The organism is Gemmobacter fulvus, assembly GCF_018798885.1.
GTDB classification, from domain to species: Bacteria; Pseudomonadota; Alphaproteobacteria; order Rhodobacterales; family Rhodobacteraceae; genus Gemmobacter; species Gemmobacter fulvus.
This window is the reverse complement of record NZ_CP076361.1, coordinates 1,236,445-1,252,709: the sequence shown is the minus strand read 5'-3', so window position 1 is coordinate 1,252,709 and position 16,265 is coordinate 1,236,445. Positions and strand designations below refer to the sequence as shown.

17 protein-coding genes and 1 tRNA gene are annotated in these 16,265 nt (G+C 64.8%); 8 read left to right on the top strand and 10 right to left on the bottom strand.

The annotated features are described in order from the left end of the window. Positions 1-20: 20 nt before the first annotated feature. Positions 21-962, bottom strand: a complete 942-nt coding sequence (locus tag KM031_RS06160; protein WP_215503651.1) for an ABC transporter substrate-binding protein — start codon at positions 960-962, stop codon at positions 21-23. A gap of 218 nt (positions 963-1,180) precedes the next feature. Between KM031_RS06160 and KM031_RS06155 the strand changes: the two genes are divergently transcribed. Continuing rightward, complete coding sequence (locus KM031_RS06155; RefSeq protein WP_215503650.1) at positions 1,181-1,951, top strand: DeoR/GlpR family DNA-binding transcription regulator; 771 nt, start codon at positions 1,181-1,183, stop codon at positions 1,949-1,951. 83 nt (positions 1,952-2,034) lie between these two features. Here the strand turns inward: KM031_RS06155 and KM031_RS06150 are convergent. Together KM031_RS06150 and KM031_RS06145 are read right to left on the bottom strand one after the other, a co-directional pair. After that, positions 2,035-2,110 (bottom strand) — tRNA-Ala (locus KM031_RS06150). A gap of 123 nt (positions 2,111-2,233) precedes the next feature. Then, positions 2,234-2,566 carry a TIGR02300 family protein gene (locus KM031_RS06145; RefSeq protein WP_215503649.1) on the bottom strand — a complete coding sequence of 111 codons (333 nt, stop codon included), beginning with the start codon at positions 2,564-2,566 and terminating at the stop codon, positions 2,234-2,236. Positions 2,567-2,729: 163 nt separating this feature from the next. On the opposite strand from KM031_RS06145, the gene KM031_RS06140 reads away from it, so the two are divergent. From KM031_RS06140 to KM031_RS06120, 5 genes are all read left to right on the top strand, one after another. Next, a complete protein-coding gene (locus tag KM031_RS06140) occupies positions 2,730-3,419 on the top strand; it encodes a M48 family metallopeptidase (protein ID WP_370879071.1) in 690 nt (229 codons plus the stop codon). Between the two features lie 33 nt (positions 3,420-3,452). After that, positions 3,453-4,097, top strand: a complete 645-nt coding sequence (locus tag KM031_RS06135; RefSeq protein ID WP_215503647.1) for a GntR family transcriptional regulator — start codon at positions 3,453-3,455, stop codon at positions 4,095-4,097. A 178-nt stretch (positions 4,098-4,275) separates the two neighbouring features. After that, a complete protein-coding gene (locus KM031_RS06130; protein ID WP_215503646.1) occupies positions 4,276-5,028 on the top strand; it encodes an amino acid ABC transporter substrate-binding protein in 753 nt (250 codons plus the stop codon). Positions 5,029-5,032: 4 nt separating this feature from the next. After that, positions 5,033-5,707 (top strand): amino acid ABC transporter permease, encoded by a 675-nt coding sequence (locus tag KM031_RS06125; RefSeq protein WP_215503645.1) that lies wholly within the window; start codon positions 5,033-5,035, stop codon positions 5,705-5,707. Further along, on the top strand, positions 5,704-6,453 hold the full coding sequence (locus tag KM031_RS06120; protein WP_215503644.1) for an amino acid ABC transporter ATP-binding protein: 750 nt from the start codon (positions 5,704-5,706) through the stop codon (positions 6,451-6,453). Before KM031_RS06125 ends, KM031_RS06120 begins: the two co-directional genes overlap by 4 nt. Here the strand turns inward: KM031_RS06120 and KM031_RS06115 are convergent. Next, complete coding sequence (locus tag KM031_RS06115; protein WP_215503643.1) at positions 6,450-7,322, bottom strand: LysR family transcriptional regulator; 873 nt, start codon at positions 7,320-7,322, stop codon at positions 6,450-6,452. The genes KM031_RS06120 and KM031_RS06115 overlap by 4 nt on opposite strands. 91 nt (positions 7,323-7,413) lie before the next feature. Between KM031_RS06115 and glyA the strand changes: the two genes are divergently transcribed. Both glyA and KM031_RS06105 read left to right on the top strand, forming a co-directional pair. Continuing rightward, entirely contained in the window at positions 7,414-8,733 is a 1,320-nt protein-coding gene (glyA, locus tag KM031_RS06110; protein WP_215503642.1) for a serine hydroxymethyltransferase, read from the top strand. Between the two features lie 80 nt (positions 8,734-8,813). After that, positions 8,814-9,794, top strand: coding sequence for an aldo/keto reductase (locus KM031_RS06105; protein WP_215503641.1), 981 nt, complete (start codon positions 8,814-8,816; stop codon positions 9,792-9,794). On the opposite strand, the gene KM031_RS06100 is transcribed toward KM031_RS06105, so the two are convergent. From KM031_RS06100 to mreC, 6 genes are all read right to left on the bottom strand, one after another. Further along, positions 9,791-10,660: an urea carboxylase-associated family protein gene (locus tag KM031_RS06100; RefSeq protein ID WP_215503640.1), complete on the bottom strand. Its 870-nt coding sequence runs from the start codon at positions 10,658-10,660 to the stop codon at positions 9,791-9,793. The two genes, KM031_RS06105 and KM031_RS06100, sit on opposite strands and share 4 nt — an antisense overlap. A 67-nt stretch (positions 10,661-10,727) precedes the next feature. Beyond that, positions 10,728-11,654, bottom strand: a complete 927-nt coding sequence (locus tag KM031_RS06095) for a 2-hydroxyacid dehydrogenase (protein ID WP_215503639.1) — start codon at positions 11,652-11,654, stop codon at positions 10,728-10,730. 40 nt (positions 11,655-11,694) lie between these two features. Next, positions 11,695-12,834 carry a rod shape-determining protein RodA gene (gene rodA, locus KM031_RS06090; RefSeq protein WP_215503638.1) on the bottom strand — a complete coding sequence of 380 codons (1,140 nt, stop codon included), beginning with the start codon at positions 12,832-12,834 and terminating at the stop codon, positions 11,695-11,697. Between the two features lie 12 nt (positions 12,835-12,846). Continuing rightward, positions 12,847-14,790, bottom strand: coding sequence for a penicillin-binding protein 2 (mrdA, locus tag KM031_RS06085; RefSeq protein WP_215503637.1), 1,944 nt, complete (start codon positions 14,788-14,790; stop codon positions 12,847-12,849). Then, a complete protein-coding gene (locus tag KM031_RS06080; RefSeq protein WP_215503636.1) occupies positions 14,787-15,326 on the bottom strand; it encodes a rod shape-determining protein MreD in 540 nt (179 codons plus the stop codon). The genes mrdA and KM031_RS06080 overlap by 4 nt, the downstream gene beginning before the upstream one ends. Next, on the bottom strand, positions 15,319-16,257 hold the full coding sequence (gene mreC, locus KM031_RS06075) for a rod shape-determining protein MreC (RefSeq protein ID WP_215503635.1): 939 nt from the start codon (positions 16,255-16,257) through the stop codon (positions 15,319-15,321). Before mreC ends, KM031_RS06080 begins: the two co-directional genes overlap by 8 nt. Positions 16,258-16,265: the final 8 nt, after the last annotated feature.

Here is a 16,265-nt window from a genome sequence, read left to right as displayed (position 1 = left end):
GGACCCGCCACCCGTGAGGCTCATTTGATCCAGGCGGACCAGACGGCCTCGTTCGCGGTCATCCATTCGGCCACAGCCGCGTCAATCGCCACACCTTCCAGATCGACCTTGGAGACCAGACCCCCCATATCTTCATTGGATATCTTGAATGCTTCGATGGCCTTTGCCGCCCCCGGCCATTTGTCGGCAACACCTTTCCAGCCCGCCTTCCAGATCGGCCCGGTGGGCTTGCCACAATCATGCGTCGCATCCGGGTTCAGGCCCACGGCCGGGTCTTCGTAACATTCCTTGGAATAGGGCGGGAACTGCACGAATTTGCCTTCGTATTTCGCGGGCGCCCAATGTGGGGCATAGATCCAGAGGATGATCGGATCCTTGCGCTGATAGGCGGCCTCCAGCTCGGCAAACAGGGCGGCGTCGGTGCCCGCATGGACAACCTCGAAATCCAGCCCCAGCGCCTCGACCCGTTCCTCGTCAAACCCGCCCCATGTGACGGGGCCACCCAGATAGCGGCCTTTCGGCGCGGTTTCGGCGGTGGAAAACGCCTCGGCGCAGGATTGCAGCGCGGTCCAATCGGGCAGGCCGGGGCATTTTTCCTCCATATAGGTCGGATACCACCATTCCTCGATGGCCTGCATGCCGGTTTCGCCCATGCTGACCACATCGCCGGTGGCAAAGGCCTCGTCCATCGCCTCGCGCGCCGTGGTTTCCCACAATTCCATCGCCACATGCAGATCGCCGGTTTTCAGGCCCGCAAACTGCGCCAGATAATCGGCCTGCACATATTCCACATTGTAGCCTGCCTTTTTCAGCACCTCGCCCATGATCGTCGTGGTGATGACCTGACCAGACCAGTCATGCGTCGTCAGTTTGATCGGGTCGGGGCTTTCCACCTCGGCCAGTGCGGTGGTGGCGAGAAGGGCAGCGGTCAGAGTGACCGAAAGGCTCAAGCGGCGCGTCATGTCTAACTCCCTGAATTTCTTTGCTTTGGGTTCTCGCCCCCCGGATTCGGGGCCTGACCATGTAAAAAGCGTAACACCGATCCCACATCTGGCAACGAAAATTCCACGAAAGCGGGCGCATCATCCGCCTTTCATGTGGATTTCAATGTATTAATCTATAGATTGTGGGGAAATGTGGGAATGTGGTGTTTCCACCCTGATCAAAACACGGGCAGAGCATGGAAACAGCCGCGACACATCGGCAGGGCGAAATTCTGGCGGCGCTGCGTCGGGCGGGCGGATCCGCACGGATTCAGGCGCTGGCCACGGCGCTGGCGGTCACCGATGAAACCGTGCGCCGCAACATCCGGCGGCTGGAGGCGGAAGGGCTGGTGGAAAAGCTGCATGGCGGCGCGCGGCTGACCGAGCCTTTGGCCGAAGGCGATCTGCAATCGCGGGTGCGCGAACAGCCCGAGGCCAAGCGCCGCATTGCCGATTGCGTGGCGGGGCTGATTCCGGACGGGGCCTCGCTGTTTCTGGATGTGGGGTCGACCACGGCTTTCATCGCCGATGCGCTGCGCGATCACCGCACGCTGACCGTTGTCACCAATTCGGTGACGGTGGCGGCCAAGCTGGCCACCCGCAACGGCAACCGCGTGTTTTTTGCGGGCGGCGAATTGCGCGCCCATGATGGCGGCAGCTTCGGGGTGGATGCGTTGCAGTTCATCGCCAATTTCCAGACGGATTTTGCCGTGATGTCGGCCACAGCCATCAATGCCGAACAGGGGTTTCTGCTGTTCGATCTGGAGGAAGCGCGCTTTGCCCGCGCGATCATGGCGCAGGCGCGCAGCACCATTGTGGCCGCCGATAGCCGCAAGTTCGGGCGCAGCGCGCCGATCGTGGTCGGGGATCCGGCGCGGGTCTCGGTGCTTGTGACCGATGACAGCCCGCCGGCCGCGGTGATCGAGGCGGCGAAACACTGGGGCACGCGGATCAAGCTTGCGCCCTGATCCTGCGGGCCTGTCCAAGGGGAGCCAAAACAGAAAACCCGCGCCGAGGCGCGGGTTTTTCAGTTACCTCACAAGGAGGAAATTGGTGGAGCCAGGGAGGATCGAACTCCCGACCTCTTGAATGCCATTCAAGCGCTCTCCCATCTGAGCTATGACCCCACCGGGTCTCTCGGCGCTTTCTGTTACCATCAACGCTTCGATGCGGGCTATTTAGGGGAGGGCGCGGGGGGCTGCAAGCGGAAAAGTGATCCTTCTTGCGCGATTTTTCCCCGCGCCTGATTTTTACACGTCTTCTTCGTCGCCGGGCACATCGGCCAGATCGTCGAGCGACACATTGTCGTCGGCATCGTCTTCCAGCAGATCATCGTCCAGTTCGGTATCATCGGCGACGCCCGGTTCCAGCAGGTCATCATCGGTGTCCAGATCGTCAACCAGAACGTCGTCATCCTTTTCCGGCGCGCGCGAGATCACAGCGGCAGCCATCTTGCGGCGCGCGCTTTCGATATCCACGATCTCGCCCGTGTAGGGGCTGACGATCGGGGTCTTGTTCAGGTCGTAGAAGCGTTTGCCGGTGGTCGGGCAAATACGCTTCGTACCCCATTCTTCCTTGGGCATGGTGGTTCCCTTGAAACAGGCCTAAAACAGGCTGGCAGGTCCGGTGAAAGCAGGCCCATGCCACAGCAGCGCCCTGCTGTCAAAGTGTTTTGCCTGTGGTTGCGATATGCGGCCATCTGGCTATTCTGGTGCCGGAGTTCAAGAGCCGCTCATGCCGATCCTTCTGCCGACACATGCCGATCACCCGCCGATCGAGATCACGTTGCGCCGTTCGGCACGGGCGCGGCGCTTTTCGTTGCGGGTGTCACGGCTTGACGGGCGGGTCACGCTCTCCTTGCCGCCGCGGGCGCGCGAGGCCGATGCGCTGGCCTTCGCGCGCGAGCAGGAAAGCTGGATCCGCCGCGCCCTGGAGGCGGTGCCGCAGGTCGCCAATCTGGCCTTTGGCGCCGAGATTCCGCTGGAGGGGCATATGGTCCGGCTGGTGCCGGGGCAGGGGCGCTCCATCCTGTTGCAGGGCGATTCGCTCCTGCTGCCGGGGGCCGAGGCGCAGTTGCCGCGCAGGCTTGCCACGTTTCTGCGGCTGCGGGCGCGGGATCGGCTGGCGGCGGCCTCGGATCATTATGCAAGCCTGCTGGGGCTGGGCTACAAAAGCCTGACCCTGCGCGATACCCGGTCGCGCTGGGGCAGCTGCACCCATGACGGCGCATTGATGTATTCCTGGCGGCTGATCATGGCCCCGCCGCCCGTGCTGAATTACGTTGCGGCGCATGAGGTGGCGCATCTGGCGCAGATGAACCACTCGCCTGCCTTCTGGGCCGAGGTGGCGCGGCTTTACCCCGGATATGAGGTGCCGCGCCGCTGGTTGAAGGCGCAGGGGCAAAGCCTGCACGCCTGGCGCTTTGATGGGCCTTGACCCTGCGTGGCTGCGGGTGTTTCGCTGCAAGTCATGTTGACCACACGCCCCAATGACACGACTGCCGCGCATGAACGGCTGTATCGCACCCTGAGGTCGCAGGTGATGCATGGCGAACTGGCGCCCGGTCAGGCGCTGACGCTGCGGGGACTGGGCAAACAATATGGCGTCTCGATGACCCCCGCGCGCGAGGCGGTGCGGCGGCTGGTGGCCGAGGGGGCGCTGACGCTGTCTTCCTCGGGGCGGGTGGCGACGCCCGAGCTGACCTCGGACCGGATCGAGGAATTGGCGGCGATCCGCGCGCTGCTGGAGCCGGAACTGGCGTCGCGGGCGCTGCCCCGCGCCCATTTCGCGCTGATCGACCGGCTGACCGCCATCAATGCCGCCAATGCCGAGGCGGTGGCGCGGCAGGATTCGGTGGCCTATATCCGCACCAATCTGGAATTTCACCGCACGCTCTATCTGCGCGCGCAGGCCCCGGCGATGCTGGCCATTCTGGAAACCGTCTGGTTGCAGCTTGGGCCGACCATGCGGGCGCTCTATTCCCGGCTGCGCCGGAACGAGCCGCCCCAGCATCACCGCATGATCCTTGCGGCGCTGCGGGCGGGGGACGAGCCGGGGCTGCGGCTGGCGGTGCGCACGGATGTGACCCAAGGGCTGCGCCATCTGGCCGGCTGAACGGAAAGTCTGCCCGCCGCGTGGCGGGGTGGGCGAATGTTGTTCTGTATGCTGCCAGAGGCAGGGCGATTTTTCGGAATTTTCGTCCGGCTCCAGACCCGGGTTCTTGTTTCTGCGGGCCAATTGACCGCAGCCGCGCCAAAGCTCATCTAAGCTGCCTTGATACAGGAGAAGACCGATGTTCAAATCCGCAGCTCTCGCCGCCGCCCTCGCCACCCTCACCCTGTCTGCGGTGCAGGCTGATACGCTCAAGGTCGGCATGTCGGGTGGCTATTTCCCGTTCACTTTCGTCAAGCAGGACGTGCTGCAAGGCTTCGAGGTGGATTTCATCAATGCCGTCGCTGAAAAGACCGGGCATGAGGTGGAATTTGTCACCATGTCGTTTTCCGGCCTGATCGGCGCGCTGGAATCCGGGCGGATCGATACCGTGGCCAACCAGATCACCATCACCCCGGAACGCGAGGCGAAATTCCTGTTCTCGCAGCCCTATGTCTATGATGGTGCGCAGGTGGTGGTGAAAGAGGGCAATGACACGATCAAGGGCGTGGACGATCTGAAAGGCCGCACCGTTGCCGTGAACCTTGGGTCCAATTTCGAACAATTGCTTCGCGAACTTCCCTTTGCGTCCGAGATCACCATCAAGACCTATGAGAGCAATATCGAACAAGATACCGCTCTGGGCCGGGTAGATGCCTTCGTGATGGACCGCGTGTCCTCGGCGCAGGTGATCAAGGAAAGCCCGCTGCCACTGGCCCTTGCCGGGGCCCCGTTCAGCGAGATCCACAACGCGCTGCCCTTCCGCAAGGACGAGGCAGGCACCGCCCTGCAGGCGCAGATTGATGCTGCGATCACCGAGCTGAAGGCGGACGGCACCTTGAAGGCGATTTCCGAGAAATGGTTCGCCGCCGACATCACCTCTGCTGCGGAGTAACATCATGGGGGCACTGGACCTGTCTTACATGCTGGGTCTGGTGCCCATCCTTCTGGGGTATCTGCCGCTGACGCTGGCCATGGCGCTTGCGGGCATGGTCTGCGCTCTGGCGCTGGCGAGCGGTTTTGCGGTAATCCGCGTGCTGCGCCTGCCGGTGATCGACCCGGCGGTGGCGCTGTTCATCAGCTTTTTCAGGGGCACGCCGCTGCTGGTGCAGTTGTTCCTGTTCTATTACGGCCTGCCGCAGGTGTTTTCGGCGCTGACGAGCATCAATGGCGTCACGGCGGCGATCATGGGGCTGACCCTTCATTTTTCGGCCTATATGGCCGAAAGCATCCGGGCCGCGATTCTGGGCATCGACCGCAGCCAGTGGGAGGCCTCGCAATCCATCGGCATGACGCGGGGCCAGATGATGCGGCGCATCATCCTGCCGCAGGCGGCACGTATCGCCGCGCCGACTCTGGTGAATTATTTCATCGACATGATCAAAAGCACCTCGCTGGCCTTCACCCTTGGCGTGACCGAGATGATGGGGGCCGCGCAAAAAGAGGCGGCGGGCAGCTTTCGCTATTTCGAGGCGTTTCTGGTGGTGGCCGTGCTCTACTGGATCATCGTCGAGGCACTGTCCTTCCTGCAACGCCGCCTTGAAACCCGCTTGAACAAGGCGTTTGCGCGATGACCAACAGTTCTGCGATCCGTATTTCCGGCCTGACCAAACGCTTTGGCGCAACGACGGTGCTGAACGGCATCGACCTCGACATCGCGCCGGGTGAGCGGATCGTGATCATCGGCCCGTCGGGTACCGGCAAATCCACCTTGCTGCGGTGCCTGAACTATCTGGACCGGCCGGATGCGGGCCAGATCCGCATCGGTGATCTGACAGTGGATGCGGCCCATGCGCGGGCAGCGGATATTCTGGCCCTGCGCCGCCGCACTGCCTTTGTGTTCCAGAACTATGCACTGTTTGCCAACAAGACCGCGCGCCAGAACATCACCGAGGCGCTGATCACCGTGAAGGGGCTGCCAAAGCCCGAGGCCAATGCCCGCGCCGATGCCATCCTGCGCGACACCGGGCTGGCCGACAAGGCCGACAGCTATCCCGCCGCGCTGTCGGGCGGGCAGCAGCAGCGGGTGGGCATTGGCCGCGCCATGGCACTGGATGCACCGCTGATGCTGTTTGACGAGCCGACCTCGGCGCTGGATCCCGAATGGGTGGGCGAGGTGCTGGACCTGATGCGCCGCCTGGCCGAAAGCCGCCAGACCATGCTGATCGTCACCCACGAGATGCAGTTTGCCCGCGAGATTGCCGACCGGGTGCTGTTCATGGAGGGTGGGCGCATCGTGGAGCAAGGCCCGCCCGCGCAGATCTTCACCGCGCCGCAAGATCCGCGCACCGCCGATTTCCTGCGCCGGGTGACGGGCTAACCGCCAACGCCATGCAGCCAGCGCGCCACCCGCTCCACCGGGTGGCCGCTGCGCAGCGGGCGGGCGGACCACAGCCGCAGCGCATGGGGCAGGCGCAGCCGTTGCGCAAAGGGCGCGACCAAGGCACCGCGCGCCAGATGGCCCGCCACCAGCGCGCCATGCCCCATCAAGACCCCGGCCCCGCCTGCCGCCTCCTCTAACGCCAGTGCATAAAGCGAAAAAACCGGCCCGCGTGGCGCGAAGCTCTGGCCCGGCAGGGCGAGCGCGGCCCAGAGCGCCCAATCCCCGGCCCAGGCGGAATCGGTCAGGCAGGGCACCTGCGCCAGATCGGCGGGCTGATGCAGCCGCGCTGCAAGGGCCGGGGCGCAGACCGGAAAAATCTCGTCCTCGGCCAGGATCTGGCCATGGTCGCCGTAAAACAGGCTCAGATCATAGGGCGCGCGTTTCAGGTTGGGCGGGGCCTCCATCGCGGTGATGGAAATCACCACCTCGGGCATCTGCGCGCGCAGGGCAGGCAGGCGCGGTGACAGGAACAGCTGCGCAATCGCGGGCAGGGTGGCGATATGCACAACGCGCGGCGCGGCCTCCAGCCGCAGGGCATGAACGGCCAGCCCCAGCGCATCGAAGGCCTGCGTGAATTCTGGCAGCACCCGCTGCCCCAGCGGTGTCAGCCGTACGCCTTTGGCGATCCGGTCAAACAGCGCAGCGCCCAGTGCTGCCTCCAGCGCCTTTACATGCGCCGTGACCGCGCCGGGGGTTACGCCCAGTTCGGTGGCGGCGGCGGCAAACCCGCCCAGCCGCGCCGCCGCCTCGAAGGCGCGCAGGGCGGTCAGCGGCAGGTCTTTGGCGCGGGGTGGGGCAACAGCCATATGAGCCTCAGATTTTCTGACCCTAGATTTTCGCAAATCTGGTTTGCGGGCAAGCCCCCTTTGCCGCCCTATGGGGCAAAAGGAGACAGCCATGACCCATCTTGCCCCGCGCCCCTGGGTGCCCGCCGCCTGTGAAACCCGTGTGCAGCAGATTGCCCGCGATGCCGATGCGCCCTCTGCCGCCGTGGCGGACCGGATCGAGGCGCTGATGAAGCGCAACACCGCGATCCATGACGCCGAATGTTTCAACCTGAACCCGGCGACCAATGTGATGAACCCGAAGGCCGAGGCGGCACTGGCGCGCGGTCTGGGCAGCCGCCCGTCGCTGGGCTATCCGGGCGACAAATACGAAATGGGGCTGGAGGCAATCGAAGAGATCGAGGTGATTGCCGCCGCGCTTGCCGCCGAGGTCTTTGGCGCGGCCTATGCCGAGATCCGCGTGGCCTCTGGCGCGCTGGCCAATCTTTATGGCTTCATGGCGCTGACGAAACCGGGCGATGCGATCATTGCGCCGCCCGGTGCGGTGGGCGGGCATGTCACCCATCACGCGGCGGGCTGTGCCGGGCTTTACGGGCTGCACACCCATCCCGCCCCGGTCAATGCCGATGGTTATACCGTCGATCTGGCGGCGCTGGCCGATCTGGCACAGCGGGTGCGGCCCAAGCTGATCACCATTGGCGGCAGCCTGAACTTGTTCCCGCATCCGGTGCGCGAGATCCGGGCGATTGCCGATGCCGTGGGGGCCAAGCTGTTGTTCGACGCCGCCCATCAATGCGGCATCATCGGGGGCGGCGTTTGGGCCAATCCGCTGGCCGAAGGCGCGCATCTGATGACGATGAGCACCTATAAATCGCTGGGCGGCCCGGCGGGCGGCTTGATCGTGACCAATGACGCCGCGATTGCCGAGGCGCTGGACCGCATCGCCTTTCCGGGCATGACCGCGAATTTCGATGCGGCGAAATCGGCGGCTCTGGCGATCAGCCTGCTGGATTGGCGCGACCATGGCGCGGCCTATGCGCAGGCGATGGTGGATCTGGCGCAGGCGCTGGCGCGCGAGTTGGCGACGCTGGGCCTGCCGGTGTTCGGCGCGGCGCGCGGCATGACGCAGAGCCATCAGTTCGCCATCGAGGCGGCTGGGTTCGGCGGCGGGCAGGCGGCCTCGAAGACCCTGCGCAAGGCCGGGTTTCTGGCCTGTGGCATCGGCTTGCCGGTGGCCGAGGTTGCGGGCGATCTGAACGGCTTGCGGATCGGCACGCCCGAATTGGTGCGCCGGGGTGTGACCCCTGCCGATGCCCCGGCACTGGCGGCGCTGATTGCCGAGGGCCTGCGCTCGAACGCGCCGGAATCGGTGGCACCGCGCACGGCGGCGCTGCGCCGAAAATTTACCGGGATGCACTATATTCGGGGTTGAACGATCCGATTCGCCGGGCTTTGATGCGATCCCCCCGGAGTCCCCCCGTCAACGGGCCTCCCAGAAAAGGACCGCATCTCATGCAACAACGACAACTCGGGTCCACTGGGCCGATGGTTTCGGCCATCGGCCTTGGTGCCATGTCCTTTGGCGGGATATTCGGCCCCACGACCGAGGCGGACAGCCATGCCTGCCTCGATGCCATGCTGGAGGCGGGCATTACCCTGATTGATACCGCGAATATCTATGGCATGGGCGTTTCGGAAACCGTGATCGGCAACTGGCTGGCCCGCCGCAAGCCGCAGGTGACGCTGGCCACCAAGGCCAGCATCGTGAGTGGCCCGCCCCGCTGCATCGACAACTCCGCCGCATATCTGCGCGCAGAACTGGAGGCCTCGTTGCGCCGCCTTGGCCGCGATCATGTGGAGCTGTTCTACATTCACCGCCGTGACCCTGGCACGCCCCTGGCCGAGGTGATCGGCACAATGCAAGACCTGGAACGGGAGGGCAAGATTGGCGGTTATGGCCTGTCGGAAATCGCGCCTGCCACGCTGCGTGCGGCGCATGCGCTGCATCCCTGCCGGGCGGTGCAGAACGAATATTCGCTCTGGACCCGCCAGCCTGAACTGGGGTTGATACAGGCCTGCAAGGCGCTGGGCGTGACCTTCGTTGCCTTCTCGCCGCTGGCGCGCGGGATGCTGGGCGACCGGCCCTTGCGGCTGGATGAGGTGCAGGACGGCTTTCGCAGCAGCAACCCGCGCTTCACCGAGCCGAATTTCAGCGCCAATATCGCCGCGATCGACGGCTTTCGTGCCTTTGCGGCGCAGCGCGGCTGGTCAACCCCGGCGCTGGCGCTGGCCTGGTTATTGCAGCGCTGGGACCATCTGATCCCGATTCCCGGCACGCGCAGCGCCGCCCATCTGCGGCACTGGGCGCAGGCCGATGCCATCCGTCTGGATGCGGCGGATCTGGCCGAGATTGACCGCCTGTTGCCACCGGGCTTTGCCGCAGGCGACAGATATGGCGATCATCAGCTGATGGCGATTGAACGCTATTGTTAACCGTTCCGCCCATGGCTGCGGTCATAGCCGTTGACCATGGGCGACACCCAGCCCGCAGGCGGGGCCAGCGGGCGGAACACCTCGACCAGCAGCGGATGGCAGGCGGCGCTGTCCGAGGAATGTTCAGACGAACAATCGCCGCCGGGGCAGGCCGACAGCGCACCTAACAGATCAATTTCGGCAAAGAATTCAAGATAATCGCCGGGCCGCACCGGCGAGGCTTTCATGAAATACTGGCCGGTGTCGCGGGTAAAGCCGGTGCACATGAACACGTTCAGCACATCATGCACATGGCGCTCTGCCTCCGCCAGCGGCAGCGCCCGGGCATCGGCCAGCGCGCGGGTCAGGTTGGAATGGCAGCAGTGATGATACTGCCCGCCCTTGCTGAGCAGATTGTGGGTATAGGGGTCGCAGCGGGTGCCGATCACATCATGCACCGCACCGCCAAAGGCATCGAACCCATACCAGTCCAGACTGTCATCGGTGATCAGCGCCATCGGGCGCAGATAGGGATGCGCGGTCCACATTCGGTCGCCGGTGGACAGATGCGTGCCATGCAGGGCGCGGGTCTTGCCGGAATAAAAGCGTTCGTGCAGATCCTGCGCATTCCACAGGTTCAGATCCCCGACCTGCGGCCCCTCGACCGAGGTGATGCGGAAAAAATGCCCCGCGGGCAGGTCAAAGCAGCGCGCATCGCGGGCGGGCACCAGTGTTTCCGACAGTTTCTGCCAGCCCGCCCGCGCCGCGCGGAACGGGGCCAGATCGGGCCGGGGCAAGCCGTCCACCGGATAGCAGATCACCGGGGCAATCTGTTGCATCGCCGCGCCATGGGCGGGGGCGGCATGTTCGGGATGACTGGGTTTCATGGGATGGGCCTGCCCTGTTGCTCGTCAGGGCAGGGTGGTGGAGCGTGTCTGCAAGGTCAAGCGGGGATCAATAGCCGCGCTGCCGGTCCACCACATGCAGCAATGGCAGGCGGGCCAGATCGCGGCGGATGTTGTCGGCCACCACCCGCGCAGCCGAAGAGGCCCGGGTGTCGGCGGCGATATGCGGCGTCACCGTCACGCGCGGATGGCTGCGGAACGGGTGATCCTCGGGCAGCGGCTCCACCCGGAACACATCCAGCGTCGCATGGGCCAGACGCCCCGCATCCAGCGCCGCCAGAAGGGCGGTATCGTCAATCAGCGCCCCACGCCCCGGATTGATGATCACAGCCCCCGCAGGCAGCCAGGACAGCCGCTCTGCATCCAGAAGGTTTTCGGTTTCGGCGGTGCGGGGCAGCAGCGTGACCACGATCTCGGCCCGGCGCAGCGCCGTCTCCAGCCCTGCCGCGCCATGGTGGGCCGGAATGTCGAGCCCCGGCTTTTCCGTCCGGCTCCAGCCCTGCACATCGAAGTTCAGCGCCGCCAGTGCGCGGGCGCAGGCCAGTCCCAGTTCGCCCAGCCCCAGCACCAACACCCGGCGTTCACGCGCCAGCGGCGGCACGATCTGCTGCCAGCCTTTCGCACGCAGGATGTAACGGTCCATGCCCAGATGATGGCGCAGCACATGGCCCACCACATATTCCACCATGCCTTCGGTCAGCCCCGGATCCACCATGCGGCACAGCGGCTGGGTCAGGGTGGCATTGCCGACGATCCGCTCAACCCCGGCCCAGAGGTTCAGCACCGCGCGGCAGCTTGTATAGGGGGTAAAATCCTGCAAGGGGCTGCCCGGCGCATAGATGATGTAATCCACATCCTCAGGCGCCGCCGTGCAGACCAGATCTGCCGTGATGCCCGCCTGTTCCAGCGCCCTGCGCAACGGCCCCTCATATTCCGGCCAGAGCGCATCACCCGCCGCGAACAAAATCACTGTCATGCCTTACCCTGATCCAATGCCCTGAAATCTGCCCGCACGCTCAGCGGGGCCGATGGACATGGGCGCTTTGCACCAGCCCGAATCCCACCAGCAGCACTAGCATGGCGGAGCCGCCATAAGACAGCAAGGGCAGCGGCACCCCCACCACCGGGGCCATGCCCATCACCATCGACAGGTTCACCGCGATGTAGAAGAACAGGTTCGCTGCCACGCCAAGGATCAGAAGCTGCGAAAAGCGGTCGCGGTTCTGCAACGCGGAGATCACGCAAAAGGCGATGATCAGGCCATAAAGCGACAGCAACGAAAACGCCCCGACAAAGCCGAATTCCTCGGCCAGCGTGGTGAAGATGAAGTCGGTGTGTTTTTCGGGCAGGAAGTTCAGGCGGCTTTGCGTGCCCTGCATGAAGCCCTTGCCCGCCCAGCCGCCCGACCCCAGCGCGATCTTGGCCTGAATGATGTTGTAGCCCGCGCCCAGCGGATCGGCGGTCGGATCCAGAAAGGTGTCGATGCGGCGATACTGGTAATCATGCAGGAACTGCCATGGCGTGCCGCGCGACAGGAACACCCCGGCCACCGCGCCACCCGCCAGCATGGCGACGCCGATGAAATACCACCAGCTGACGCCCGCGCAGAACATCACCGCAGCCCCGGCCATCAGCAGCATCAGCGAGGTGCCGAGGTTGGGCTGCATCAGCACCAGAATGGTGGGCAGCACGATCAGCACCACCGGCAGCAGCACCCACATCGGGCGCGAGGTCTTTTTCGGGTCCAGCCAGTCATAATAGGCGGCCAGAACCATCACGAGCGTGAATTTCATCATTTCGGAGGGCTGGATCACCACCGGGCCCAGCTCGATCCAGCGCTGTGCGCCCATGCCGACAGTGCCGAAAAATTCGACTACCAGCAGCAATATGATCGAGGTGAGATAGGCCAGCGCCGACAGGTTGCGCCAGAGCCAGATCGGGGTGAAGGCCACGATCAGCATCAGGACGAAGCCGACGCCGAAGCGTTTCATCTGCGGTTCGGCCCAGACCTCCATCCGGCCGCCCGCGACGGAATAGAGCATCAGCCAGCCGACCGCCGCCACGGCGGTGATCAGCAGGATCAGCGGCCAGTTCAGGTGCAGCACCTTGCGCAGCCCGGTGGGCGCCGTCTTGATGCGGTATTCCAGAAAGCTCATGCCCGCCGCTCCTCAGGCCCGCGATTTCGCGGGGGCTGCCACGCCGGTGTCGCGCAGTTTCATTTCCTTGAACTGCGTCTCGATCCGGCCCCGCTGGGCTGAAGGATAGGCGGTCAGCGGCGGAATGCCCCCGGTCAGGCAGCGCAGCAGCACGTCGCGCGCAATCGGCGCGGCCACGGTCGAGCCGCCGCCGCCATGTTCCACCACCACCGAGACCGCAACCTTGGGCCGGTCATAGGGGGCGAAACAGACGAACAGCGCGTGGTCGCGCCGCTCCCATGGCAATTGATCGTTCGACACCACCCCCGAGGCGCGTTCCGCGGCACTGATGTTGCGCACCTGCGCCGTGCCGGTCTTGCCCGCCATCAGCATCGAATCGTCGGCGATGCGCGACGATTTCGCGGTGCCCCGCTGGCCGTTCATCACCTCGAACATGCCGCGCCGGGCCGCCTCCAGATAGGCGGGATCCACCGGCAGCACGGGTTGTTCGGCCAGCGGCAGGGGTTCGTTGTCAATCATGTGCAGAAGGCGCGGCACGACTGCCCGCCCGCTTGCCAGCCGCGCTGTCATTACCGCGAGCTGCAGCGGCGAGGTCAGCACATAGCCCTGCCCGATCGAGGCGTTGATCGTATCGCCGATGCGCCATTCCTGACCATAACGTTGCTGTTTCCAGGCCTTGTCGGGCATCACGCCTTCGGTGATGGCCGACATCGGCAGATCGTGGCGCATCCCGAGCCCGAGATGGCGGCCCATCTCGGCAATCTTGTCGATGCCCACCCGCTGCGCAATGTCATAGAAATACACGTCGCAGCTTTCGGCCAGGGCGGAATTGAGCGAGACAGTGCCATGCCCGCCGCGTTTCCAGCAGTGGAACCGCCGCCCGCCCATTTCGTAATGGCCGGGGCAATAGACGCCGGTGCCGGAATTGATCACGCCCGCCTGCAAGGCGGCCAGCGCCGTGACCATCTTGAAGGTCGACCCCGGCGGATAGGCCCCCTGCACGCATTTGTTGGCCAGGGGCCGGTGGTCGTTTTCGGTCAGTGTCGAATAATCCGCCTGACTGATGCCGCGCACGAACAGGTTCGGATCAAAGGACGGGGCCGAGGCGATGGCGAGAATATCGCCGCTTTCGACATCCATGGCGACCACGGCCGCACTTTCATCGCCCAGCCGCACCTGCACGAAATTCTGGATATCGGCGTCGATGGTCAGCCGCAGGTCGGCGCCCGGCACACCTTCCTGCCGCTCCAGCTCGCGCATCACGCGCCCGACCGAGTTCACCTCGATGCGCTTCTGCCCGGCCTTGCCGCGCAGCTTGTCCTCGGTCCAGCGTTCCACGCCGATCTTGCCGATCTGGAATTTCGGGATCTGCAACACCGGGTCCGGGTTCTCCAGCCCTTCCAGATCCTTTTCCGACACCGGGCCGACATAACCCACGATATGCGCAAAATCGCTGTCCAGCGGATAGGCGCGGCTCAGCCCCACTTCGGGCGTCACACCGGGCAGCGACGGGGCGTTGAGCGCGATCTTGGAGAAATCTTCCCAGCTCAGCCGGTCGGCCACGGTGATCGGCACGAAGGGCGAGCGTCGCTCCACCTCTTGCAGCGTCTTTTCGATGTCCTCCGGCGACAGCGGCACGATCTGCGCCAGCCGCTGCATCACCAGATCCACATCGCCCGCATCCTCGCGCGTGATGACCACGCGGTAATTCTGTTCGTTGCCCGCGATCAGCTTGCCATTGCGATCCTGGATCAGGCCGCGTGCCGGCGGGATCAGCCGGATGTTGATGCGGTTTTCTTCGGCCAACAGGCGGAATTCATCGGCCTGATCGACCTGAAGATACCGCATCCGCGCGCCCAGAACGGCGACAAAGGCCGACATTGCGCCGCCCAGCAGAAACGCCCGCCTGCGGATCATCCGGGCGCTTTCTTCGGTATCGCGGGCGGTGCGTCTCATAGTCGTCTTCCCTTATCGTCCACTTCGCCCATGCCGGGCTTGTGCACGCCGAGCGTGAGGTGCGACAGCCAGACAACCCCCGGATAGACAAGGATCGAGGCCACGACCTGCGTCATGGCATAGCCAAAGCTGGTCTGCGGCAGAAAGGTGATTGCAAAGGCCATGCGGTAGCCCAGAAACAATGCCATCATCAGCACCGCCATGAATAGCCATTCCACCGCAAAACTCAATTCACGGGTCAGTGCGATGCGCGACCGCAGGATCTCGGTTCCCAGCACCACAAGGGCGGTCCACAGGCCCGGCGGACGCATCAGCAGCAGGTCTTCCAGCAGCACGACGGCGGCAATCAGCAGGGCGGGCAGGTAATCGGGGCGGCGCTGCACCCAGGCGAGGATCAGGCACAGCAGGATGTCCGGCCCCGGCAGGCTGCCCGCCGCACTGCCCATCGGCAGCAGCCGCAGAAAGATCAGGGCAAGCGCCACGCCGACGAAGATGCTGCGATGGACCAGAACGTCACGGCGCAGCGGATCAACCATTGCTGCCCTCGACGGTTTCGGCGTCCACCTCGGCTTCGGCGGGGGGCAGGGGGCCGATCACCTCGCGCGCGACGGGCGGGGTGACAAGGCCGCCCGGATCGGTCAGCGGTTCCAGATCATGGCTGCGCAACACGCGCAGAAACTCCAGCCGCTCGTAATCTGCCGCCAGCAACACGCGCAGACGCCGGTCTGTGCCCTGCGCCACTGTGCCGACCAGCAGCCCCGCCGGGAACACGCCGCCATCGCCCGACGTGACCACCTGATCGCCGGGGCGCACCAGATCATCCTTTTCCAGATAATCCAGCGGCGGCAGCGGCGAATTGTCCCCCGACAGCATCGCCTTCTGCCCCGAGGGCTGCGCCACAACCGGAATGCGCGAATTGCTGTCGGTCAGCAGGATCACCCGCGCCGTGCGTTTGCCAACCCCCGAAATCCGCCCGACCAGCCCGATGCCATCCATCGCGGCCCAGCCATCGCGCACACCATCGCGCGCGCCCACATTCAGCAGCACCGATTGCCGGAACGGGCTGCCGCTGTCGGCCAGCACGACGCCTGTGATATGGGTCAGCTTGGGGTCAAGCCGCACCTGATTGAGGTCGAGCAGCCGGGCGTTCTGCTGTTCCAGCCGCAGCGCGGCCTCTTTCCACACCCGCATCTGCTGCAACTCCTGCCGCAGATCCTGATTCTGTTCATAAAGTTTGGTGTAGGACTGAAAGCCCTTGGCCATATCGGCGGCCTTGGTCACCGGCAGCATCACCCAGTCAAAACTGGGCACAACCCGATCCACCAAAGCGGTGCGAAAGCGTTCCACGCGCGGGCTGTCGATCCGCCACAGCAGGAACACCGCCAGCAACAGCACAACCAGAAGCCCGATCAGAATACGCCTGATCGGGCGGGCAAAATCCTCCGGCGATGTCCGGTTGCTTGCCACGGGCGGGC